A 22761-nucleotide genomic window follows, 5' to 3' on the forward strand; every position below is an offset into this window, starting at 1 on the left:
TCAGGCTGCCGCGCGCCTGGTTTGCACCGCTCACAAGGGACCCGCATGCAGCGGCGGCGAATGCGAATGCGGCATGCGCTAATAAGGGGCTCGTCTAAGCAAATAACCTGGGGTGGATAGCCCAACATGCGCCGTCCAACCACGCTACGATTACGCTTTCCGGCCGCGCTTCCGACGCTGGCCGCACTGCAATCGGCATGCGTAATCGAGGCGCATAGACATGTACGTGTATGACCCCACAGACCAGCGCTTGGTCGAAGAGCGCGTTATGCAGTTCCGCGACCAGACCCAACGTTTCCTGGCCGGCGAACTGTCCGAAGACGACTTCCGCGCTCTGCGGCTGCAGAACGGACTCTATATACAGCGCCATGCGCCCATGCTGCGGGTGGCCATCCCGTACGGCATGCTGACGTCCCGCCAGTTGCGCATGCTCGGCCATATCGCGCGCAAGTACGACCGCGGGTACGGGCACTTCAGCACGCGCCAGAATATGCAGTTCAATTGGCCGCGCCTGGAAGAAGTGCCGGACATCCTGGCCGACCTGGCCACGGTTCAAATGCATGCCATCCAGACCAGCGGCAACTGCATACGCAACACCACGACCGACCATTTCGCCGGCGTCGCGCCGGACGAGGTGACCAATCCCCTGGTGTGGTGCGAGATCATCCGGCAGTGGTCGATGCTGCATCCCGAGTTCGCCTTCCTGCCGCGCAAGTTCAAGATCGCGGTGAGCGGGGCCCACGAGGATCGTACCGCGGTCGGCGTGCACGATATCGGCTTGCAGGCGCTGATGGAAAACGGCCAGGTGGGCTTCCGGGTATGGGTTGGTGGCGGGCTGGGCCGCACGCCCATCGTCGGCAAGCTCATCAAGCCCTTCGTCGCCTGGCACGACCTGTTGACCTACCTGCAGGCGGTGCTGCGCGTGTACAACCTGCACGGACGCCGCGACAACAAGTACAAGGCTCGCATCAAGATCCTGGTCAAGGACCTGACGCCGGAAGTCTTCGCCGAGCAGGTCGAGCAGGAATGGTCCTTCCTGAAGGGCGGCCCGGACACCCTTACGCAGGGCGACCTCGACACGATCGCCGGACGCTTCACCTGGCCACAGTACGACGCCGCGGCGGCTGACGAACATGATCCCACCGACACGCTGGCCGCCGCCGACCCCGCCTTCGGCCGCTGGCTGCGCAAGAACGTCCGGACACATCGGGTGTCCGGCTATGCCGCCGTGACGCTGTCGCTCAAGCCGACAGGGTCGCCTCCGGGCGATGTCACCGCCGACCAGATGGACGCCATCGCCGCCCTGGCCGACGATTACTCCTTCGGTGAAATGCGCGTGTCGCACGAGCAGAACCTGATCCTCGCCGACGTACGCCGCAGCCGCCTGTACGAGCTCTGGAGCGCGCTCAAGCCACTCAAGCTGGCCACGCCCAACATCGGCCTGCTGACCAACATCATTTCCTGTCCCGGCGGCGATTTCTGCGCGCTGGCCAACGCCGTATCGATACCGGTGGCCGAGGCCATCCAGCGCCGTTTCGACGACCTGGACTATCTGTTCGAGATCGGCGAACTGGACCTGAACATCTCTGGCTGCATCAATGCCTGCGGCCATCATCACGTGGGCCACATCGGCATCCTGGGCGTGGACAAGGCCGGCGAGGAGTGGTACCAGGTCACGATCGGCGGACGCCAGAACGGGGCGGGCGACAATCTCCAGGACATCGATCCGCAGCGCGCCGGCGGCGCGGCCATCGGCCGCATCATCGGCCCGTCCTTTGCCCGCGACGAGGTGCCCGGCGTCGTCGAGAAACTGATCCACACCTATCTGCGGCTGCGCGATAGCGAAGAAGAACGCTTCGTCGACGTTGTGTCGCGCGTGGGCATCGAGCCGTTCAAGACCGACGTCTACGGCGACGCCGCGCGCCAGAAGGAGCCCGCCCATGCCTGAACAGAACCCGGTACCGAACCTGATCCGCCATGGCCGCCTGCAAGCCGATACCGCTCGGCGTCATACCCCGGACGATGCTGGCGCGGCCTTGCCGCCCGACGAGCCCGACTGGATCGTTCCGCTGGCGCTCTGGCTGCAATCGCGCGACACATTGCGCGCCAGGCAGCATCCGGTCGCCATCCAGCTCGGCCCGGACGCCGATCCGGCGGACCTCGCGGAAGGCGACGCGCGCACCATCGACCCGCGTGGCATCGCCTACATTGCCGTCGAGTTTCCCATCTACACGGATGGCCGCGGCTATTCCATCGCACAGCTCCTGCGCACGCATTATGGTTGGCAAGGAGAGTTGCGCGCGGTGGGGGACGTCCTGATCGACACCATCCATTACCAGGCGCGCTGCGGCTTCGACAGCTTCGTCGTCAAGCCCGGCCACGACCCGCGCAAGGCCTTGCACGCCTTGCAGACCTTCACGCACCACTACCAGCGCGGCTATAAGCGGCCGCCGCAACCGGAAATGGCCGTCTCCTGACGGCCGACGAGGACGCCAGCTCTCCCTCACGCAATGCCGGGCCGCTGGCGGCGGCCCGGCATTGCCCTCCTGCGCATCGTCAACGGTGCGGCATCCCGGGCGATGGGCCCGGTCCGCGCGGGCAATCGACCTTCGACTTCGCCAGGCCGCGCTTTCCGCGCGGGCGGGCACAGTGCTTGCCAGGGCGGCGCCATGCCATCCCCGTCGCCGTATACCCTGCTCAGGCAAGAAAAGCTGCTGTTGCTGGCGTTCCTCGTCGGCATCCTGGCCTTTGCCAGCGCGCCGGTGTATCTGGCAGCGGGCCGATGGGCGACGCTGGCGGCCGCCACCGTCCTGCTTGCGGCGATACTCGTTGCATCCATGAGCGTGGCGCACCACGCCGAAGTCCTGGCGCGCAAGGTGGGGGATCCCTACGGCACAATGATCCTGACGTTGTCGGCCGTCATGGTGGAAGTACTGGTACTCGCCATCGTCATCCTGCAGACCCATTCCGCGACACTCGCCCGTGACAGCATCTATGCAGCCGTCATGCTGGACATCAACGGCACGCTGGGCCTGGCTGCGCTGATCGGCGGCCTGAAGCACGGCGAACAATCCTATAACGACGACTCCGCGCGCACCTACACGGCCATGATCCTCACGGCGATGGGCATCGCCATGGTGGTGCCGGAGTTCGTGCCGCCACGCTGGTGGCCGGTCTACGGCGGCTTTACCATCGCCGCGCTGGTGATGTTGTACGGCGTGTTCCTGCGCATGCAGGTGGGGCCGCACAGCTATTTCTTCAGCTATGCCTATCCCGAGAAGAAAACCCGCCGGGTCGCGGATCCCGCGATGCAGGTGCGCCCGCTCTACTCCGTGCTGGTCATGGTTCTGGGCGTCGCGCTGGTGGGCACGCTGGCCGAAGTTATGTCAGAGGCCCTGCAGGAAGGCTTGCGCGATACCCATGCCCCCGCCGCGCTGCTGGCCCTGGTCGTGGCCGTGATCTCCGCCGGGCCGGAAATCCTGACCGCGCTGTGGGCGGCGCTCGCCAACCGCATGCAATCCACCGTAAACATCGCGCTGGGCGCGTCCTTGTCCACGGTGACCTTGACCGTACCCATCATCACCTTGATGGGCCTGCTGCTCGGCATGCCTATCCAGATGGCCATGACGCCCATCCAGGTCGTACTGACCGGCATCACGCTGATCGTGGCGGCGGTCAACCTGAACGATGGGCAGACCAACGCGATCGAGGGCATGACGCACTTCGCGCTGTTCCTGACCTTCCTCATGGTGACCGGCCTCGGGCTGTAGGGCCCGGCCCGCGAGCCCCAGGCACGCCGTTTGCTCGTGACGCCCCGTTTGCTGCAACGCACGAACCAGCGCGCCCCCGGGAAGGGATGACGCAGAAAGGAGTTCAAGATGGATTGGAACGAAGGTGTTTCCGTGGACGGCTACAGGGTGCAATGCCAGGTGTTTTCCCGTGGCCGCGATTACCACGTGCGGGTCACCACCCGCAAGCGCGGCGCGGGACTGAAGGATAGCGTCGTCCACGCCGCCTCGCCGCTGGTCTTCGAGAGCCAGGAAGAAGCCGAGCGCCATGCCCGCTATCTGATGATGGCCGTCAAGGGAATCCAGCCCTCCGGGAAGCCGGAATACACGGTCCTCTGAAAGCGCCCGGGGTCTTCACGCCCCGCGCGGCAGCGGCGGTATGGCATCCGGACGCTGCGCGGCCCAGGCGACCCATCGCTGCCACCGGCCGGGCATCCCGCCCGATCGCTCAATTGCCCGGCAAAAGGAAACGGCGTTCCAGCCCATCCGCTGAAACGCCGTTGTCGCATGTGCCGGCGCTGGCCGCGATCCCTCAGCCCGAGAAGTTGTTCTCTATCCATTTGCGCGCCCACGCCTCGGTCTGCTCGCGGGCATCCTCCGGCGTGAGGTAGCTGCCCACCGCCGGGAAGGCGTAGCGTCGCCCCTCGGCGTTTCCCTCCTGCGACTTGGACGCATGTGCGTCCCGGGTCTGCCCCGCCTGCTTGTCGTAGATGACGAAGGTGGCCTCGTACTGGCCCGCGGCATCAGGGACGATGGTGGTCTCGATCTCGAAATTGCGGTATTGCCCCATGGCGTACTCCTCTTGTTCTGAAGGCCGTGCACTGCAAACGGCATGCCGTCCCTTGCGCTCGCATCGGCGGATGTAATTCCTTCCCGTGGCGCGGGGGGCGCGGCGGCGACGGCGCGGGATGGCTCCGCTACACCGTGCCGGCCTCCCGGTCGGGCGCCTTCAAGGGGTCGAAGTCCACCCAACGGCCCTCTTGCCAGCGGCCCTGCGCACGCTCGACATCCTCGCCGCCGGCGTCGCGCAGGAGCTTGCACGCCTGATCCTGGCGCGTCGGGTCCGTGTGCAGGGCCAGCAGCACCCCGGCGGACCGGACCTCCGGATGTTCCGGATGCTCGGCCGTGCGGCTGCGGTTCACGCCGGGCTGACGCCGGCCGGTCACCCATAGCGCGCCTATCAGCGACCCGATGTAGGCGCCCACGCCCGCCACAGCCAGCACACCGAGCGAGGGAAGCTCCAGCGCCCCGCCGATCAGCCCGCCGGCCACGGCCCCGATCAGGCCCAGGCCTGCGCCGCCCAGCATGGCACCGTAGTGCGCGCCCCCCGCATCGGGATCGGCCTTGCGGTCGCCGCCGATGGGGTACTGGGCATGCGCCCCGGCGGTATTGACATAGAAAATATGCACGTCATCTTCCGCAAACCCCTGCGCGAACAACGCGCGTGCCGCGGCCTGGGCCTGCTCGAACGTGGTGAACCGTGCGGCGACGATCAATGCCATATCAGCCTCCCTCGAAAGCTTGCGTATCGATGTTGTTCTGGTGTCCCCCGGCGTACCGATGGGCATCGATACGGCTCCGCAAGCGTCATGCCACCCGATCAGCCCACGCCGGGAACGCCCAGCAGGCCCAGCACCCGCGGCAGAACGGGCAAGCGGTTGCGCGGGTTCCAGACGACGGAATACTCGGCGTACGCCTTGACGCCGGCGATCGGCCGGAACACCACGCCAGGAAGGGCCGCCCGCGCGAACGACCGCGGCACCAGCGACACGCCGCGCCCCATGGCGACCAGACTGACGATAGACACCAGGTGCTTGGCGTAGTGGCGGATGTTCGGGCTGAAGCCGGCTTCCACGCACGCGGCCACCGTCAGGTCATGAAAGCTGGGCGCGCTTTGGCGCGGGATGACGATGAACGGGTCGTCGGTCAGGCGCGCCAGCGGGATGCGGCGCTGTGCCGCGAGCGGATGGGATTGCGGCACGGCCACGACCAGCGGCACGCTGGCGACGCGATGGCAGGCCATGTCTCCCAGGCCATGGGATATCTGCCCAAAGCCCAGGTCGATGCGATCCTGTTGCAGGGCCTCCATCTGTTCGGAAGACCCCATTTCCTCCCAGACACTGTCGATGCCGGACAGCTCCCGGTCGATGCGGCGAAACACCCGCTCCACACCCATGAACAGCACCGCCGCCACGAAGCCGATGCGCACGCGGCCGGTGTCGCCCAGTGCGCTGCGCTGTACCGCGCGCATGGACTGTTCGGTCTGCGCGAGCAGGCGCCGCGCCTCCTCCACCAGGGTGAAGCCTGCCGGCGTCAGCCGCACGTTGCGCTTGTTGCGGTCGAACAGCATCACGCCCAGGCGTGCCTCCAGTTGCTGGATATGCTTGGTCAGCGGCGGCTGGGAGATATGCAAGCGGTCGGCGGCACGGCCGAAATGGAGTTCCTCGGCCACGGCGAGGAAGTAGCGCAGCGATTTGGGGTCCATGCGGAAGGTCCGTTTTATGTAATTCTATTTTGGAATCAATTGGTTCAGAAAAATATATTGGACCGCTGGTGCGTCGCTGCGCAGAATAATCGACCACCACGCCAAGGAGACGCCCCATGCCACGCATCGAACCGTTGCAACCCGGCCAGATGAGCGCCGAACAGCAACGCATCCACGACCTCATCGCCAGCGGCCCGCGCGGCCGGGTGCGCGGCCCGCTGGCCGTCTGGCTGCACCGGCCCGGCCTGGCGGACCCCGCGCAGGCCCTGGGCCGCTACTGCCGCTACGACACCAGCCTGCCGCCGCGGCTCTCCGAATGGGCCATCCTGGTCCTGGCCAGGTTGTGGCAGTCCGAATTCGAATGGTGGGCGCACAAGCCGATGGCGCTCAAGGGTGGCGTGTCGCCCGCCATGATCGACGCCCTGCGCGATGGCCAGCCGATTCCCTATGCCAACGCCGACGAAGCGCTGGTGCACGAATTCCTGACGACATTGCATGCGCAGCGGCGCATCCCCGATGCGCTGTACCAGAAAGCCGTGCTGGCGCTGGGGGAGACCGGCATCATCGATCTTGTCGGCATCGCCGGCTACTACACCCTGGTATCGATGACGCTGAATGTATTCGACGTACAACCGCCGGAAGGCGAGCCTGTCGAACTCGCAGCCGGGCCGGACACCGCGGGCGGCACGCGGACGACATGAATGCGCGCGGGCGGGCCCCGCGCAGGGCGCCCCCGGCATGCGGAAAGAGATGCAGCACCAAGGAGACATCGATGGGTGGAAGACTGGAAGGCAAGATCGCGATCGTGACGGGCGCGGGATGCGTCGGCCCGGGTTGGGGCAATGGCCGCGCGGTGGCCGTGCGCTTCGCCGAGGAAGGCGCGCGGATATTCGCGGTGGACAAGAACATCGACGCCATGGCGGAGACGCTGGAGCGCGTGCGCGCCGCCGGCGGCGAGGCCACGCCCTGGACCTGCGACGTGACGCGTGACGACGAAGTCGCGGCCATGGTGCGGGCCTGCCATCAGCAATATGGCCGCGTGGACATCCTGGTCAACAACGTCGGCGGCTCGGCCAAGGGCGGCCCGGTCACCCTGTCCGAGGAAACCTGGGACGCCCAGATCGCCTTCAACCTGAAGAGCGTCTTCCTCACATGCAAGCATGTACTGCCCTTGATGGAAGCGCAGGGAGGGGGCGCGATCGTGAACACGGCGTCGACCTCCGGCATCCGCTGGACCGGCGCGGCGCAAGTGGGTTATGCCTCGGCCAAAGCGGGCGTGATCCAGTTTTCGCGCGTGGTGGCCGTGGAATACGCCAGCCGCAACATACGCGTGAACACGGTCATTCCGGGGCAGATGCACACGCCCATGGTCGAGGCCCGCCTGGCCAAGCAACGCGCCGGCGGCGACGTCGAAACCCTGCTCAAGCAGCGCCAATCGCGCATTCCCCTGAATTTCATGGGCGATGGACGCGATACGGCCAATGCCGCCCTGTTCCTGGCATCCGACGAGGCCCGCTTCGTGACCGGCGCGGAAATCGTCGTGGATGGCGGCATGAGCGTACGTTGCGACTGAAGCCTGCACCAGGTCGCGCCTGAACCGAACTTCACACAGGCACGGCGGGCCCGGCGCAACGCGCGAGCGATGCGGGGCCCGCGCAGCAAGAAACTGGAGACAGCAGCATGACAACGATATCCGGCCAGCGACGGACGGTGCTGCGGGCCATGGCGGCGTGCGGGCTCGGCGCGCTCGCTCCCGCCGTCCGCGCGTCCGGCTACCCCGACCGCCCCATTCGCATGGTGGTGGCCTTTTCCCCGGGCGGCCCTACCGACGTCCTGGCGCGCATCATAGCCAGGAAACTGGGCGAGCAGCTGCCTGCATCCATCGTGGTCGAGAACCGGCCCGGCGCCGGCGGCAACATCGCGTCCGAACTGGTCGCCGGATCCGCCGCCGACGGCCACACATTCCTGTACAACAGTTCATCGATCTCCATATCCCCCGCCCTGTTCGGCCGGCCGGAGCTGGACCCGGCCCGGATCTTCACGCCGGTGGCCTATGTCGCCACCGTGCCGCTGGTGCTGATCGTGAACCCCAAGGTGCAGGCCGCGACGCCCGCGGAATTCATCGCGCTGCTCAAGCGCCAGCCCGGCAAACTGAACTTCGGCTCGTCGGGCAATGGCACCATAGATCACCTGACCAGCGTACTGTTCGCCCGCCAGGCCGGCGTGCAGTTCACCCATGTTCCCTACAAGGGCAACGCCGCCGCCCTGCCGGACCTCCTGTCCGGCCGCATCGATTTCATGATGTCGGGCAGCATCAACGCCTTCCTGCCGTACGTGAAGAACGGGCAGTTGCGTGCGATCGCGGCGACTACCGCGCAGCGCGTGTCGGTGCTGCCGGATTGCCCGACACTGGCGGAAACCGTGCTGCCGGGCTTCGATTCGGGCACGTGGCAAGGCATTGTGGGACCGGCGCATCTGTCCGGTGAGGTAGTCGCCAAGGTGAACGGCGCCATGGAGACCGTGCTGCGCGCGCCCGACACGATCGACGCATTGAAGGCCCAGGGCGCGCAGGCGACCGGTGGCCCGGGCCGGGCCTACGGCGATCTGATCGCCTCGGAGTACCGGCGCTGGACCGACATCATCAAGGAGACCGGGGCCACGTCGAGCTGATGCGTGCGCGTCCTGCCGGCTGGTCCGGTCCCCATGCGCCGGGCCGGCGCGCATGCCCTGACGGCCATTGCCCATTCTTTTCCCGTTTCCCTTTCCCGCTTGCAGTGAGATGCCATGACATCCAATGATCACGTCTGGGATTGCCATACCCATATCTTCGGCCCCTGGAACACCTACCCGCTGCCGCCCGATGCGGTCTATCGCCCCGCGGAAGCGCCTTTCGACACGCTGCGTGCCCTGCATGCCCGCATGGGCGTCACGCGCGGCGTGATTGTGCAGGGCGCCTGCTATGGGCCCGACCACGCGGCGCTGGTGGGCGCGCTGACCGCCAGCGCAGGCGCATACCGCGGGATAGCGGTCATCGATCCCGACATCCCGGAACCGACATTGCAGGCCATGCATGACGCCGGCGTGCGCGGCATACGCCTGGGCGCCATGGCGCACCTGGGCGGCGGCGGCAGCGCCATCGACACGGGGCGGATGCGGGAGTGCATCGCGCGGGTCGCGCCCTATGGCTGGCATGTGCTGGTCCATGCCGAGGCCGACGACACGCTGACCATTCTTCAGGCCCTCGAAGGTTGCGGCGTGCCCCAGGTCATCGACCACATGGCGCGGCTGCCCGCCCGGGGCGGCCTGCAATCGCACGCCGGACAGGCGCTGCTGCACAGGCTGGAATCGCCGGAGGTCTGGATCAAGGTATCGGGCGCGGACCGCGTGACGGACGGCAGCCCGGAAGACGCGTTGCAGCAAATCCGCGGCCTCGTCCAGGCCGCACCCGAACGCAGCGTGTGGGGCAGCGATTGGCCGCACGTCAACGTGAGGTACGCGCCGCCGGATGACGCCGCGCTGCTGGCCCTGGTACGGCGCGCCTGCGGCGACGAAGCCACCGCCAAGGCGGTGCTGACACACAACCCTGCCCGCCTGTACGGCTGACGCGCAGTTCCAGGAGACGCCCGATGTGGGAACCCGCACAACGCTATCCCGACCCGGCCATACGCGCGCTGTCGCCGGCCTTCGAAAAACTCCATCTGCCGCTCGCGGCCGTCGAACGCCTGGCCACGGGCTGCCGCTGGGCCGAAGGCCCGGTGTGGTTCGGCGATGGCCGCTACCTGCTGTGGAGCGATATCCCCAACGACCGCATCCTGCGCTGGGACGAGCCGACGGGCCAGGTCGGCGTCTATCGCGGGCCTGCGAACCATGCCAACGGCAATACGCGCGACCGCCAGGGCCGGCTCATTACCTGCGAACACGGCGGGCGGCGCGTCACGCGCACCGAACACGACGGCCGCATCACAGTCCTGGCCGACTGCTACGACGGCAAGCGCCTGAACTCGCCCAATGACGTCGTCGTGAAATCCGATGGCTCGATCTGGTTCACCGACCCGCCCTTCGGCATCCTCGGGTACTACCAGGGCGAGATGGCAGAACAGGAATTGCCGGCCCATGTCTACCGCCTGGATCCCGCCGAGGGCCGGCTCGAGGTCGTGGCCGATGACGTGAACGGGCCCAACGGACTGGCGTTTTCTCCGGACGAGTCCCGTCTGTACGTCATTGAGTCACGCGCCCGTCCGCGCACGATACGCGTCTTCGACGTGACGGCGGACGGCACAGGCCTGCGCGACAGCCGCGTGCTGGTCGATGCCGGCCCCGGGACACCCGACGGTTTCCGGGTCGATATCCACGGCAACCTGTGGTGCGGCTGGGGCATGGGCACGGCCGAGCTGGACGGCGTGCGCGTGTTCTCGCCGCAGGGAGAAGCCATCGGGCATATCTCCTTGCCGGAACGCTGCGCCAACCTCTGCTTCGGCGGCAAGCACCGCAACCGGCTTTTCATGGCTTCGTGCACGTCCATCTACGCGCTTTACGTCAACACGCAAGGCGCCCCGGGCGGCTAGGCGCGCGGCGCCGCCTTGCGCGGCGCACGCGCACATTTCCCCTTTGTTTCTTTTCTTGCGGAGATCCCGATGAGATCCCTGTTCCCGTCGTTCGGGCGCCTTTTCCTGTGCTTTATCCTCGCCACGCTGGCATACGCCTCCCACGCCGCCCCTGTTACCCGGCTGATCGTGGCCTTTCCGCCCGGCGGCCCGGCTGACACACTGGCACGCCTGCTGGCCAAGGAAATGGAGACCCAGTTGGGCGGCAACGTGATCGTGGAAAACCGGCCCGGCGCCAACGGCGCAATCGCGGCCAATTACGTCATGCGCGGGCCCGCGGACGGCTCCGTGCTGTGGCTGACGTCGGCGGGCGCCATCGTCATCAATCCTTCCCTGTATCCCAAGCTGCCCTACGACCCGCGCAAGGACTTCGCGCCGGTCTCCCTGGTCGTGAACACGCCCGAGGTACTCGTCGTTTCGCCCGGGAACCCGGCGCGCACTGCACGCGAATTCGTCGACAACGCCCGCAAGCGCGACCAACCCGGCAACATCGCGTCGTCGGGCATCGGCAGCATGCCCCACATGGCGCTCGCGCTGTTCAACGCATCGACCGGCGTCAATTTCCTGCATGTCGCCTACAAGGGCGCGGCGCCGGCCATCACCGACACCATGGGCGGCCACGTCGACGCCTTCTTCGGCGATATCTCCGGCCTGATGCCGTTCATCAAGGACAAGGCGCTGAAGCCCATCGGGGTCGCCGCGCCCGCGCGCCTGTCCGCGCTGCCCGACGTTCCGACGCTGGCGGAACTGGGTATCCCCAACGTCGAAGCCAGCAACTGGTATGGCGTCCTGGCCCCCGCGGCGGTGCCGGCGGAGACCCTTGCACGCCTGAACGCGGCGGTGGACAGGGCCCTGTCCAGCAAGACATTGCGCGACAGCCTGGCGGCCCAAGGCGTCGAGCCCACCGCGACGACGGCGCAGGAGTTTGCCCGGCTTATCGCCAGCGACACGGAGAAGTGGCATCGCGTGATCGAGGCCGGCAACATCCGGGGGGAATGAACACGCCTGCGGCGGCGGCGGTATACTTCTAAGTTATCGATGGATCAACTACCGCGGCACACGGTCCGGCGCCCCACTCCGGCGCGGCGTGCCGCGGGCGCCGCCGCTGAAGGAACGCCGTGTCCACCTCCTCCGCTTTCTCCCCCGCCATCTCCCCGAAAGGCCGCGCCACCGTGGGCGTGCTCGGCATCGGGATCATGGGTTCGGCGATCGCCGCGAACCTGGTGCAGGCTGGCTACAGGGTGGTCGGCTACGATCCGCTCGCGGCGGCGCGCCAGGCACTGACGCGCGCGGGCGGCACGCCCACCGACAACCCGGAAGACACCATCCGGTCCGCGCAATTCCTCGTGCTTTGCCTGCCCAGCGACGCGGTACTGGCCGACCTGGCACGCCGCATCGCCGCGGTGGGCGCCCGCGGCCTGTGCGTCGCGGAAACCAGCACCTTGAACCTGGAGGCCAAGCAACGGGCCGCCGAGCTGCTCCAGCCGAGCGGCATTACCCTGCTCGACTGCCCGCTGTCCGGCACGGGCGCCCAGGCGGTGAACAAGGACCTGGCGGTCTACGCCAGCGGCGACCCATCCGCGATCGCGGCGATGCAGCCGGTGTTCGACGGCTTCGCGCGCGTCACCTACAACATCGGCGCCTTCGGCAACGGCATGCGCATGAAGCTTATGGCCAACCTGCTGGTAGCCATACACAATATTTCGGCGGCCGAGGCCCTGCTCATGGGCCAGCGCATGGGCATCGACATGGACCTGGCCGTCAAGGTCCTGGCCGACGGCGCCGGCGGATCGCGCATGCTGGAGGTACGCGGGCCGGTCATGAGCGCCGGCACCTGGGATGCCGCGACCATGAAGGTCAGCACCTGGCAGAAGGATATGAAGTTGATTGCCGCGGCCCTGGCCGAAGGCAACGTGCCGGCGCCCCTCTTCAATGCCTGCATTCCCGTGTACAACGCCGCCATGGGCATGGGCCACGGCGACGCCGATACCGCGGCGGTCTACGACGTGCTGGACAAGATGTCGGCGCCCGGGCGCTGAATCACCGGACAGCGGGCGTTCAGTCGCGTATCGCGCCGACGGCGTCGAACAGGCCGCGTATGGCCGCGGCCTTGATGTTGCGCGTAATGAAGACCAGCCGCGAGCCCCGGTCCTCGCTGGGCCAATCGTCCAGGGTCACGGGCGGATGCATGATGTGCTGCACCGCCTGCACGACCACGGGCTTGCCTTCCACGTTGACGATGCCCTTCACGCGCAGCAGGTCCACGCCGCGCAGGCTGATCAGCATGTCCATTGCGGCGGCAAAGGTCTCCCACGTGAACGGCGCGTCGAAGCGCAGGGCCAGGGTCTGGATGTCCGGCGCGTGCCGGGCGGGCAATCGCGCGCCCAGGTAGGCCGCGTCTTGCCCCTCCGAGAAGGCCTCGTCGAACGCGGCCCCCAGGAAGCGCAGCGCGCCGGCCGAAGCGCGCGCGCTGGTCAAGCCCAGGCCCGTCAGTTCCACCGGTTCGATCTGCCCCATGCTGGTGTGCCTGACTGCCGCGTTGCCGTTGATACCACGCAGCGTTTCAGTGAGGGTCTGGACCGCCGCGGGCTGCGCCAGGTCTTCCTTGGTGATGACCAGCAGGTCGGCCACCGCGACCTGCTTGACCGCCTCCGGCTGCACCGCGAGTTGATCCGGGCCGTTCACCGCATCGACGAGGGTCACCACGCCGTCCAGCCGGTATTGCGCGCCCAGCATGGTATCGCTGGCCAGGGTCTGGATGACAGGCGCCGGATCGGCCAGCCCGGTGGTTTCGATGACGACGCGATCGAAGTCGGCGATCTGGCCGGCGCGCCGCTGGCCGAAGAGCTCGCGCAGCGTATCCTGCAGGTCGGTGCGCACGGTGCAGCACAGGCAGCCGTTGGCCAGCAGGCTGACATTCTCCGACGACATGACCACGAGATCGTTGTCGATGCCGATTTCGCCGACTTCGTTGATCACCACCGCCACCCGGTTCATGTCGGGATGGGTGAGCAGGCGGCGGATCAGCGTGGTCTTGCCGCTGCCCAGAAAGCCGGTGATGAGCGTGACGGGCAGCTTGCCCGCCAGCGGATCGCGCTGATATGCCATGCAGGCCCTCCCGCCGCGGCGCTCAGATCGTCATTTCAAGGATGTACAGGCCACCGCTGAAGCGGTCCACCGTGTAGACCAGGCGCCGATCGTCCACATACACGTCGTTCAACTGGATGGCGCCGGCCGGCGACAGCTTGGGCGCCCCGGGCACGTAGTAGGCCACTTCCTCGACGTGATAGGGGTCGCTGGTATCGAACACCCGTACGCCGCCATTGAAGAAGGTGCCGATGATCAGCGTGTCCGACTTGAACGATACGGGCAGCGGGAGGTTTTCGTGCAGGTTATGGGCGCCGAAGCGTCCTCCCCGCCTTGCGAAGGCTTCCACGGACGGCATCGGGAAGGTGCTGATGGGCAGCGGATTCGCTTCGGACCGGGCATTCACCACCCACACCAGCTTGGGCCAGTCGGCGCCATCGTCCTGCACGCATTCGTCGCTGACGATCCACAGGTCGCGCTCGAACAGCGGCAGCACGGTATGCGTGAAGCCATTGTTCGGCGGCGAGTGGTTCCATTGCGACACCACCTTGATGTTCGAGGTGTCGGAGATATCCAGCACCACGGCGCCACCGTCGATATAGCCGACATAGGCGCGGTCGGGCCGCTCCGGGAACACGTTGGTGTTGTGGGCGCGAAACCCCGTATCGAATTTGGCGGGCAGGCGCGGCGGCGGGGCTTCCTTGTCGCCCACGCGGGTGCCGGGGTACCACCAGCGGCCCGCCTCCACCGGCTTGCCCAGGTCGCTGACGTCGATGATGCGATAGATCTGGTCGTCCAGCTGATTGTGCGGCTGGAAGTCGGGCGCGCCGGAGGCCATGTGCACCGTCTTGCCGTCCACGAACCATAAGGCGTGCACGCCGCGGGAATACGGTCCGGAGCAGTCGAAGTGCGACAGCAGCCGCGGCTTTTCGGGAACGCTGATGTCGAACAGGTCGAACCCGGCGGGCGTCATGCCCGGCGACTGTACCTGGTAGGCCACCGCCATGACATTGCCGCACACGTCCAGCGAATTCGAACGTACCTTCATGTGCGGCAGGTCGGTCTGCACCACCACGCGCGGCTGGCGCGGGTCGGTCACGTCGACGGCCGTGAAATTCTTCGGCGCCGATTCATGCGCCAGCCACAGGATGCGGCGACCGTCATCGGTCTGCTGCATCGCGATACCTTCGCCCAGTCCGCCAAAGCCTTGCAGTTCGTGGTGCGCCAACAGCTTCATGTTGTGCGCCAGCGTTTGATCGGCCCGACCGGCCTGGCTGGGGCTGCTGAAATTTGCCATGAGACCCTTCCCGCTTGGAATTTAAGAATTGCTTTCTAATTTATCGATCGATAGTATATCCGCAAAGGCACCCGCAATGAACGGGGCCGCACCACACCTGGAGACAAACAATGTACCGCCGATACCCGACCTTCCTGGTCGCGGCCGTGTTCGCCCTATGGGCGAGCGTGGCCGCCGCCAGTTTCCCCGACCGCCCTGTCCACCTCGTCGTCGCCTATCCGCCCGGCGGCGCCTCCGACCTGATGGCACGCATTCTGGCCCAGAAACTGAGCGAGGTGTGGAAGCAACCCGTCATCGTGGACAACAAGCCCGGCGCGGCCGGCACGCTCGGCACCGACTATGCCGCGCGCCAGCCTGCCGACGGCTATACCTTCATGCTGGGCAATATGGGCCCCACCCTGGTGAACCCGCTGCTGACCAAGGTGCCCTATGACCTGGACCGCGACTTCATCCCCATCTCGCTGGTGGCCACGGGTCCCTGCGTGCTGGTGGTAAACCCGAAATCGCCCTACAAGACGCTGGCGGACCTGATACGGGCCGCCAAGGCCAAGCCGGGCAGCCTGAATTTCGGTTCCGGGGGCGCCGGCACGCTGGCGCACCTGAGCGGCGAGATGCTCGACGACGCAGCCGGCATCCAGATGCAGCACGTGCCCTACAAAGGCGGGGTGGCGGCCGTCAATGACGTGATGGGGGGCCAGATCGACATGATCATCGCCGACACCCAGGCGGTCATGCAGTACATCAAGGCCGGCCGGCTGCGGGCCCTGGCCATAACCAGCGCGGAGCGGGCCGCGCAGTTGCCCGACGTGCCGACCTTCGCCGAAAGTGGCCTGGCCGGCCTCGTCGCGCTAAATTCCTGGGGCGTGTACCTGCCGGCGCGGACGCCCGCGGACGTGGTGCAGCGCTATCGCGCCGCCATCGACCAGGCCATGAGCAATCCGGCGCTGGTGCAGCTTTACTACGACCTGGGTGTGCAAGCCATGCATTCCAGCCCGGCGGAACTGAAGAAATTCAACCAGGCTGAAATCGCGAAGTACGCGCGCATCATCAAGGAAAACGGTATCCGGGTGGATTGAAAAGGAGATCGCAGTATGAGCAATGTACTTCTGGACCAGGCCGATCGCATTGCCGACGAGGCCCTGCGCCAGGGCCGCGACCGTGGCTTCGCGCCGCTGACCGTGGCCATCATGGACGCGGGCGGCCATCTGGTCGTCCTGAAACGCTCGGACGGCTCGGGCATCATGCGTCCGCAGCTCGCCATGGCCAAGGCCTGGGGCGTCCTGGGCATGGGCCTGGGAGGCCGCGAACTCGCCCGCCGGGCGCAGGGCGCCCCGGCCTTCTTCGCCTCCTTGAATGCGATATCCGAAGGCCGCCTGGCCCCGGTCGCCGGAGGTGCCTTGATCCGCGATGCCGGAGGCCAGGTTATCGGCGCCATCGGCATCTCGGGCGATACCTCGGACAATGACGAGCTTTGCCTGATCCCGGCCGTGCGGTCCGCCGGGCTGACGCCGGACACGGGCGACCCTTTGTGAGCGGATCCATGGCGTCCGCTACCCAGCCCCCCCGCCAGACGCCTGTCGCAGCGGCCAAGAAGCCGCGGCTGCGGGCCGAGGAGCGGGAGCAGCAGATCCTGCATGGGGCCATCCGCTATTTCTCCGAGAAAGGCTTCGCGGGCCATACGCGCGAGCTGTCGCAACGCCTGGGCATTACGCAGCCGCTGCTGTACCGGTACTTCAAGTCCAAGCAGGACCTCATCGACAAGGTCTACCTGCATGTCTTCATGGGCCGGTGGCAGCCCCAATGGGTGACGTTGCTGCAGGACCGCGCCGTACCCCTGGCCGAAAGGCTGGTGCGCTTCTATCGTGAATACGCGCGCGCGACCTACCAGCCCGAATGGATCCGCATCTATATGTTCGCGGGCCTGGAAAGCAGCGGCCTGAACCGCCGCTATCTGCAATTGCTGAAAAAAGAACTGTTGATACCTTGCTGCCTGGAATTGCGCGACTACTGCGGCGTGCGCGAGGACGCGCCCGTTTCCGAGCAGGAGATCGAGTTCTACTGGACCCTGCACGACGGCCTGTTCTACACCGCCATTCGCGAGACGATTTACCAATCCCCGATGGAAGTGGACTTCGACGACAAGGTGCGCTACGCCGTGGACAACTTCCTGGCGGGCGCCCGGGCCGTCTATCCGCGGCTTATCCAGGAACAGCACGACGCGGCGCGTGCCCGCGTCCCGGCGAGGCGGCCGGCAGGCGGGCGCGCATAGCACCCGCCTCCGCGGTCCAGCGCGGCTTCGATGCGCGCGCCGCGCCGCGTCAGCGGACCAGGGTCTCCGTGCCGGCCGGCCCGCGCAATTCGTCCGTGCCCTCGGCCAGCGTCACGTGCAGGGGCGGCACCGACATCGAATGCGCATTGGCTTCGGCGGCGCTATCGGGCAATTGCCGGAACAGCCCATCCACGTAGAGGTAAGTCAACTGTGCCGCCAGGTGCCTCAGAACGCTGCCCAGATCGGGCAGATCCTGGCCCTGAATCGTGCCCTGGTCCAGGCGGTAGGCATAAGTGCCCTGCTCCTCGACCAGGTCACCGACTTCGATCACCTTGCCTGCGGCGTTCTGGATATATAGCCGGCCGGCGGCGGTCGACAGCGCGAACTGATGCGCGGACGGATCCGCCTCGCCCTGGATGTGCCGGGCGTCCAAGGGGGATTCGATGCCTAGCTCCATCGCCAGGCCGCGCGCCGTGTCTTTCAGGGTATTCATGGCAGACCTCCAGTACGAGTGGCATTGCGCCGCAATCCACGTACCCGGGCCGGGCATGCCGGTTGCTGGGTTGGCGCCCTCGGCGCACGCTGGTCTCCGCGCCACCCATCCATCCCCCGGAGTGCCTATTATGACCGAACACCCCCGCATTTCAGAGGGTCTGCCTTTTCCCCTGGGCGCCACCTGGGACGGAAACGGCGTCAATTTCGCGCTCTTTTCCGCGCATGCCACGCGTGTCGAACTGTGCCTGTTCGATGAAAAGGGCGAAAAGCAGATCGAATGCATCGAACTGCCGGAGTACACCGACGAAGTGTGGCACGTGCACGTCGCCGACCTGAAGCCTGGCACGGTCTACGGCTACCGCGTCCATGGCCCTTGGGATCCCGAGAACGGACATCGCTTCAACCCCAACAAGCTGTTGCTCGACCCCTATGCAAAGGCCTATGTCGGCGAACTCAAGTGGGACCCCGCCGTTTTTGGCTATACGCTGGGCAGCGAAGACGCCGACCTGGGCGTGGACGAGCGCGACAGCGCGCCGTTCATGCCGAAATGCCAGGTCGTGGATCAACGCTTCAGTTGGGTGCACCCGACGCGCGTGCGAGTCCCCTGGGAACGCACCATCTTCTACGAGACCCATGTGCGCGGCTATACCAAACGCCATCCGGCAGTCCCGGAGGCGCTGCGCGGCACTTTCGAAGGTCTGGGCCAGCAGGCCGTCATCGACCATATCAAGGGCCTGGGCATCACTTCGGTGGAACTGCTTCCGATCCATGCCTTCGTCAATGACAGCCATCTGCTCGACAACGGGCTGACCAACTACTGGGGCTATAACACCATCGGTTTCTTCGCGCCCGACCCGCGCTACTTCGCGCAAGGCCCGGGCGCCATCAATGAACTCAAGCAGATGATCGACCGCTTCCACGAGGCCGAGCTGGAGATCATCCTGGACGTGGTCTACAACCACACGGCCGAAGGCAGCGAGCTGGGACCGACGCTATCGTTCCGCGGCATCGACAATGCCTCGTACTATCGCCTGCTGCCCGACAATAAGCGCTACTACATCAACGACACCGGCACCGGCAACACGTTGAACCTGTCGCATCCCCGTGTCCTGCAGATGGTCATGGACAGCTTGCGCTACTGGGTCACGGAAATGAATGTGGACGGCTTCCGCTTCGACCTTGCCACGATCCTCGGCCGCGAACCGGGCGGCTTCGACTATGGCAGCGGCTTTCTCAAGGCCTGCCGCCAGGATCCCATCCTGAGCAGCGTCAAGCTGATTGCCGAACCATGGGACTGCGGACCGGGCGGCTACCAGGTGGGGGGATTTCCACCAGGGTGGGCGGAGTGGAACGACCGCTTCCGCGATACCGTGCGCGCGTTCTGGAAGGCCGAGGAAGGCGTGGCGGCCGACCTCGCGGCGCGCATTACGGCTTCGGGCGACATGTTCAATCATGGCGGAAGGCGTCCCTGGGCCAGCGTCAATTTCATTACCGCCCACGACGGCTTCACATTGAACGATCTGGTCTCTTACAACGACAAGCACAACGACGCCAACGGCGAGGACAACCGCGACGGCCATTCCGACAACCGCTCCTGGAATTGCGGGGCGGAGGGACCAACGGACGACGCCGAGATCCGCGCCCTGCGCGAACGGCAGAAGCGCAACATGCTGGCGACCCTGCTGTTCTCGCAAGGAACGCCCATGATACTGGCCGGCGACGAGTTCGGCCGGACCCAGGGCGGCAACAACAACGCCTACTGCCAGGACAACGACATCAGCTGGGTCGATTGGGAGATCGATGACGACGGCCGTGCGCTGATCGATTTCGTGCGCAAGCTCACCACGCTGCGCCACACCCTGCCGGTACTGCGGCGCGGCCGCTTCCTGACCGGGGACTATGACGAGAAACTAGGGGTCAACGACGTTCGCTGGCTCAGTCCGGCTGGTGTGGAAATCGGCGACGATCAATGGTCGGATCCCGGCATGCACTGCTTCGGACTGGTAATAGACGGCCGTGCCCGTGCCACGGGTATCCGCAGGCCGGCTTCCGACGCGACGTTGCTGCTGGTGTTCAACGCGTACCACGACGTCGTCGATTTCACCCTTCCGGATATCCCGGGCAGCGACCAGTGGACCTGCCTGATCGACACCAACGCGCCTGTGCGCACCGAACTCCCCAGCTTCGAGTCGGGCGACGTTTACCAGGTGACAGGGCGCTCGCTGTTGCTGTTTTCTATGCAGGCAAGAGGCCAGACCAAACGGGTGCTGGACACGCTGGAAGAGGCGCTCCGGGATGAGCAGCCACCGCACGGCGCGTGATGCCGGCAGCCGGCCGCCGCGGGCCTGCTGCCGGCCGGTCTTTACTGCGCCGAAAAAGACGCCGCCCCGGCGATACCGGGGCGGCGGTCATCAGGCCAGTCCCCGCAGGGACAGCGCGCACACGTAGCGCTTAGGGACGGTTGGTCCGGTCCAGCTCATCCTTGACGTCTTCCTTGGCGTCGCCATGTGCCTTCTGCACCTTGCCCACGCCCTGCTGGACATCGCCCTTGAGCTCCTGGGATTTGTTGCCGGTGACCTTGCCGACGGTCTCGTTGACCTTGCCCTTGACCTGTTCGCCTACGCCCTTAACTTGGTCCTTGTTCATATATCAGCTCCTTAATGAAACGCCGACACCGGCGCGTGCTCTACCTATCGCAAGGGGCATGCCTGGCTGGGCTCGGCCGCGCGGCAAAAAGAAAGGGCAGGCCGGCATGCCGACCTGCCCTTCCTGCGAGAGGACAACGTTGATTGTCCGCCGCGCCGGCGGTTAAATCTTGCCGGTCGTGGAAACCCCTGCGCCCAGGTCCGCTCCCGTTTCGGGGTTGGACTGAGGGTCCGAAGCGGTACGCGAGACCAAAGCCTGCATGGCCTGCGTTTCTTCCCCGCTCAGGTTCACCATGGCCAATCCATCGCCGCCGTCGACCGCGCACTGCTCCTCGCGATCCGAAACGAACTCGAAGTTCTCGTCGCTGTTCCAGGGGCCACGGGTATCGCCCTCGCCCTGCGACATATTGAAGTAGGTGTTGGCGAAGCGTGGATCCCCGGGCAGCTTTCCGGGCGGGAAATTGGGCACCATGGAGTACAGGGCCTTCTCGAAGGACTGCTGGTGCGCCACTTCGCGCGTCATGAGAAAACCCAGGGCCTCCTTCACGCCGGGATCATCGGTCACGTTGATGAGACGCTCATAGATGATCTTGGCCCGGGCCTCGGCGGCGATATTGGAGCGCAGGTCACAGGCCGGATCGCCGATGGAATCGATATAGCCGGCAGTCCAGAGCTGGCCTCCGGAATTGATCAGCGCCGGTCCACCGCCATACAGCACCTGCGTGACGTGAGAGTCGTTCCCCGGCCCGTTCACGGCGCGATACAGCTCGGCCTCGCTATCCACGGCTTCCGCCAGCCGACCCTTGGCTCCCTTGTTCAACATCGCGACCAGGGTCCCGATTACCTCGAGGTGGCTCAGCTCCTCGGTCGCGATGTCGATGAGCATGTCCTTGCGGCCCGGATCATCTTCGGCGATCGCTTGCGTGAAATAACGCATGGCGGCAGCCAGCTCTCCCTGTGGTCCGCCGAACTGTTCCAAAAGCAGGTTCGCGAGACCAGGATTGGTTTCCTGGACGCGTACCGTGTATTGCAGTCGTTTGTTGTGAGCAAACATAAGCCCTCCAGTGAGACGGCGCTGCCGCGCGCCAATTGCGCGCGACTGGCGCGGTATTCCGCAATCGCTGTACCTGACTCGTGCGCCTTGTCACACCATCGCGTGCGCCGACTCGGCGCGCGCGACCAACGCATCGAATTCCTGCGGATCGTGGCTGCAGCAGATATCGACTTCCGCTGCGCGCTCGTGTTTCAACTTGCGCAGCCGCGCCTGGTTCTCCAGGCGCGCGCGCCTTTCCTTCTCCATCATCCATTGGTAGAAGCGCAGCCCCGGCGTGCAGTGCGGACGCTCCAGATTCAGTTCGCCGTGATAGAAGTAGGCGTCGCCGGCCTGCAGAAGCCACTTGGGGTCATCCAGCAGCGCGACGCCGGCGTGCCCATGCGTGTGGCCGTGCAGCGGCACCATCGCGATATCCGCGTGCACCCCCTCCAGCAGGCGCACGCCCCGAAAGCCGAACCAGGCGTCGCCATCGCCGGGCAGATAGGTCTTCCAACGGCGCAGCGACGACCACTGCTGGGGCCGGTAGCGCTGCCGGTCCATCCAGGTGGCTTGCAGGGCCGCCGACTCACGCTCGCGCCGCATCAGGTGCACGGTGGCGTTGGGGAAGTCGTCAAGGCCGCCCGCATGGTCGAAGTCGAGGTGAGTCAGCGCGATGTGCCGCACGTCCGACGCCTTGTAGCCCAGGGCTTCTATCTGGCGGACCGCCGTCATCGACTCCTTGAAATCCGGTTTCAGCAAAGCCAGGAAGAACGCGCTCAGGCGGCTGCGCGGATCCCGTACATCGCGCAAGCCGAATCCGGTGTCGACGAGGACCAGGCCGTCGCGCGGCGTTTCCGCGAGGATGCAATGGCAGCACAGGCTGCCACGGCAGAACAGGCAACCCGCCCGCCCGTCCATCAGGTGACCGCCGATGGGACAGGAAGAGATGCAATTCAGATGATGGAGGCGCATTGCGACGGCGGCGGAGACGGGGAAAAACGCCCGCGCAAGCGTCGTGCCGCCGTCTCCACCGGCCGCTGGCGCGGGCTTGTGGCCTA

General features: G+C 66.2%; 24 protein-coding genes. 15 read left to right on the forward strand and 9 right to left on the reverse strand.

The window, feature by feature from the left end; all coding sequences use genetic code 11:
- Positions 1-220 precede the first annotated feature (220 nt).
- From BAU07_RS19545 to BAU07_RS19560, 4 genes are all read left to right on the forward strand, one after another.
- Entirely contained in the window at positions 221-1948 is a 1728-nt protein-coding gene (locus BAU07_RS19545) for a nitrite/sulfite reductase (RefSeq protein ID WP_066661213.1), read from the forward strand.
- Positions 1941-2477, forward strand: a complete 537-nt coding sequence (locus tag BAU07_RS19550) for a DUF934 domain-containing protein (protein WP_066661215.1) — start codon at positions 1941-1943, stop codon at positions 2475-2477. The genes BAU07_RS19545 and BAU07_RS19550 overlap by 8 nt, the downstream gene beginning before the upstream one ends.
- A 192-nt stretch (positions 2478-2669) precedes the next feature.
- Entirely contained in the window at positions 2670-3770 is a 1101-nt protein-coding gene (locus BAU07_RS19555) for a calcium:cation antiporter (RefSeq protein WP_066665574.1), read from the forward strand.
- Between the two features lie 108 nt (positions 3771-3878).
- On the forward strand, positions 3879-4127 hold the full coding sequence (locus BAU07_RS19560) for a hypothetical protein (protein ID WP_066661220.1): 249 nt from the start codon (positions 3879-3881) through the stop codon (positions 4125-4127).
- A 193-nt stretch (positions 4128-4320) separates the two neighbouring features.
- On the opposite strand, the gene BAU07_RS19565 is transcribed toward BAU07_RS19560, so the two are convergent.
- The 3 genes from BAU07_RS19565 to BAU07_RS19575 form a co-directional block, all read right to left on the reverse strand.
- Positions 4321-4578 carry a hypothetical protein gene (locus BAU07_RS19565; protein WP_066661222.1) on the reverse strand — a complete coding sequence of 86 codons (258 nt, stop codon included), beginning with the start codon at positions 4576-4578 and terminating at the stop codon, positions 4321-4323.
- A 127-nt stretch (positions 4579-4705) separates the two neighbouring features.
- A complete protein-coding gene (locus BAU07_RS19570) occupies positions 4706-5290 on the reverse strand; it encodes a hypothetical protein (protein ID WP_066661224.1) in 585 nt (194 codons plus the stop codon).
- A gap of 98 nt (positions 5291-5388) precedes the next feature.
- On the reverse strand, positions 5389-6273 hold the full coding sequence (locus BAU07_RS19575) for a LysR substrate-binding domain-containing protein (RefSeq protein ID WP_066661232.1): 885 nt from the start codon (positions 6271-6273) through the stop codon (positions 5389-5391).
- A 116-nt stretch (positions 6274-6389) separates the two neighbouring features.
- Here BAU07_RS19575 and BAU07_RS19580 point away from each other — a divergent pair, with 116 nt between their 5' ends.
- The 7 genes from BAU07_RS19580 to BAU07_RS19610 all read left to right on the forward strand — a co-directional run bounded on the left by BAU07_RS19580 (position 6390) and on the right by BAU07_RS19610 (position 12916).
- Positions 6390-6974, forward strand: a complete 585-nt coding sequence (locus tag BAU07_RS19580) for a carboxymuconolactone decarboxylase family protein (protein WP_066661241.1) — start codon at positions 6390-6392, stop codon at positions 6972-6974.
- A gap of 71 nt (positions 6975-7045) precedes the next feature.
- Positions 7046-7846 carry an SDR family NAD(P)-dependent oxidoreductase gene (locus tag BAU07_RS19585; RefSeq protein ID WP_066661244.1) on the forward strand — a complete coding sequence of 267 codons (801 nt, stop codon included), beginning with the start codon at positions 7046-7048 and terminating at the stop codon, positions 7844-7846.
- A gap of 107 nt (positions 7847-7953) precedes the next feature.
- Complete coding sequence (locus tag BAU07_RS19590) at positions 7954-8943, forward strand: Bug family tripartite tricarboxylate transporter substrate binding protein (RefSeq protein ID WP_066661259.1); 990 nt, start codon at positions 7954-7956, stop codon at positions 8941-8943.
- A 114-nt stretch (positions 8944-9057) separates the two neighbouring features.
- A complete protein-coding gene (locus tag BAU07_RS19595) occupies positions 9058-9876 on the forward strand; it encodes an amidohydrolase family protein (protein ID WP_066661264.1) in 819 nt (272 codons plus the stop codon).
- A 23-nt stretch (positions 9877-9899) separates the two neighbouring features.
- The gene (locus tag BAU07_RS19600; protein WP_066661266.1) at positions 9900-10838 is read left to right on the forward strand and encodes an SMP-30/gluconolactonase/LRE family protein; all 939 of its coding nucleotides are present in this window, start codon (positions 9900-9902) and stop codon (positions 10836-10838) included.
- 69 nt (positions 10839-10907) lie between these two features.
- Positions 10908-11876 (forward strand): Bug family tripartite tricarboxylate transporter substrate binding protein, encoded by a 969-nt coding sequence (locus BAU07_RS19605; protein ID WP_066661268.1) that lies wholly within the window; start codon positions 10908-10910, stop codon positions 11874-11876.
- 119 nt (positions 11877-11995) lie between these two features.
- Complete coding sequence (locus BAU07_RS19610) at positions 11996-12916, forward strand: NAD(P)-dependent oxidoreductase (RefSeq protein ID WP_084025881.1); 921 nt, start codon at positions 11996-11998, stop codon at positions 12914-12916.
- 19 nt (positions 12917-12935) lie between these two features.
- Here BAU07_RS19610 and BAU07_RS19615 read toward each other — a convergent pair whose 3' ends face one another.
- Together BAU07_RS19615 and BAU07_RS19620 are read right to left on the reverse strand one after the other, a co-directional pair.
- Complete coding sequence (locus BAU07_RS19615; RefSeq protein ID WP_066661275.1) at positions 12936-13985, reverse strand: CobW family GTP-binding protein; 1050 nt, start codon at positions 13983-13985, stop codon at positions 12936-12938.
- 22 nt (positions 13986-14007) lie between these two features.
- Positions 14008-15261 carry an LVIVD repeat-containing protein gene (locus BAU07_RS19620; RefSeq protein WP_198168825.1) on the reverse strand — a complete coding sequence of 418 codons (1254 nt, stop codon included), beginning with the start codon at positions 15259-15261 and terminating at the stop codon, positions 14008-14010.
- 110 nt (positions 15262-15371) lie between these two features.
- Here BAU07_RS19620 and BAU07_RS19625 point away from each other — a divergent pair, with 110 nt between their 5' ends.
- The 3 genes from BAU07_RS19625 to BAU07_RS19635 are packed head-to-tail and all read left to right on the forward strand — an operon-like array spanning position 15372 to position 17530.
- The gene (locus tag BAU07_RS19625; protein ID WP_066661282.1) at positions 15372-16337 is read left to right on the forward strand and encodes a Bug family tripartite tricarboxylate transporter substrate binding protein; all 966 of its coding nucleotides are present in this window, start codon (positions 15372-15374) and stop codon (positions 16335-16337) included.
- A gap of 15 nt (positions 16338-16352) precedes the next feature.
- Positions 16353-16793, forward strand: coding sequence for a GlcG/HbpS family heme-binding protein (locus tag BAU07_RS19630; protein ID WP_066661285.1), 441 nt, complete (start codon positions 16353-16355; stop codon positions 16791-16793).
- A gap of 8 nt (positions 16794-16801) precedes the next feature.
- Positions 16802-17530, forward strand: a complete 729-nt coding sequence (locus tag BAU07_RS19635; protein WP_066665577.1) for a TetR/AcrR family transcriptional regulator — start codon at positions 16802-16804, stop codon at positions 17528-17530.
- Positions 17531-17579: 49 nt separating this feature from the next.
- On the opposite strand, the gene BAU07_RS19640 is transcribed toward BAU07_RS19635, so the two are convergent.
- Positions 17580-18023, reverse strand: a complete 444-nt coding sequence (locus tag BAU07_RS19640) for a hypothetical protein (protein ID WP_066661288.1) — start codon at positions 18021-18023, stop codon at positions 17580-17582.
- A 130-nt stretch (positions 18024-18153) separates the two neighbouring features.
- Here BAU07_RS19640 and glgX point away from each other — a divergent pair, with 130 nt between their 5' ends.
- The gene (gene glgX / locus BAU07_RS19645) at positions 18154-20346 is read left to right on the forward strand and encodes a glycogen debranching protein GlgX (protein WP_066661290.1); all 2193 of its coding nucleotides are present in this window, start codon (positions 18154-18156) and stop codon (positions 20344-20346) included.
- Positions 20347-20476: 130 nt separating this feature from the next.
- Here the strand turns inward: glgX and BAU07_RS19650 are convergent, their stop codons facing one another.
- The 3 genes from BAU07_RS19650 to BAU07_RS19660 all read right to left on the reverse strand — a co-directional run bounded on the left by BAU07_RS19650 (position 20477) and on the right by BAU07_RS19660 (position 22675).
- Positions 20477-20671 (reverse strand): CsbD family protein, encoded by a 195-nt coding sequence (locus BAU07_RS19650; protein WP_066661292.1) that lies wholly within the window; start codon positions 20669-20671, stop codon positions 20477-20479.
- Positions 20672-20833: 162 nt separating this feature from the next.
- On the reverse strand, positions 20834-21724 hold the full coding sequence (locus BAU07_RS19655) for a manganese catalase family protein (RefSeq protein ID WP_066661300.1): 891 nt from the start codon (positions 21722-21724) through the stop codon (positions 20834-20836).
- A 90-nt stretch (positions 21725-21814) separates the two neighbouring features.
- Complete coding sequence (locus BAU07_RS19660) at positions 21815-22675, reverse strand: MBL fold metallo-hydrolase (RefSeq protein WP_066661302.1); 861 nt, start codon at positions 22673-22675, stop codon at positions 21815-21817.
- Positions 22676-22761 lie beyond the last annotated feature (86 nt).

The sequence above is a fragment of the Bordetella flabilis genome (assembly GCF_001676725.1).
GTDB lineage: Bacteria > Pseudomonadota > Gammaproteobacteria > Burkholderiales > Burkholderiaceae_B > Bordetella_C > Bordetella_C flabilis.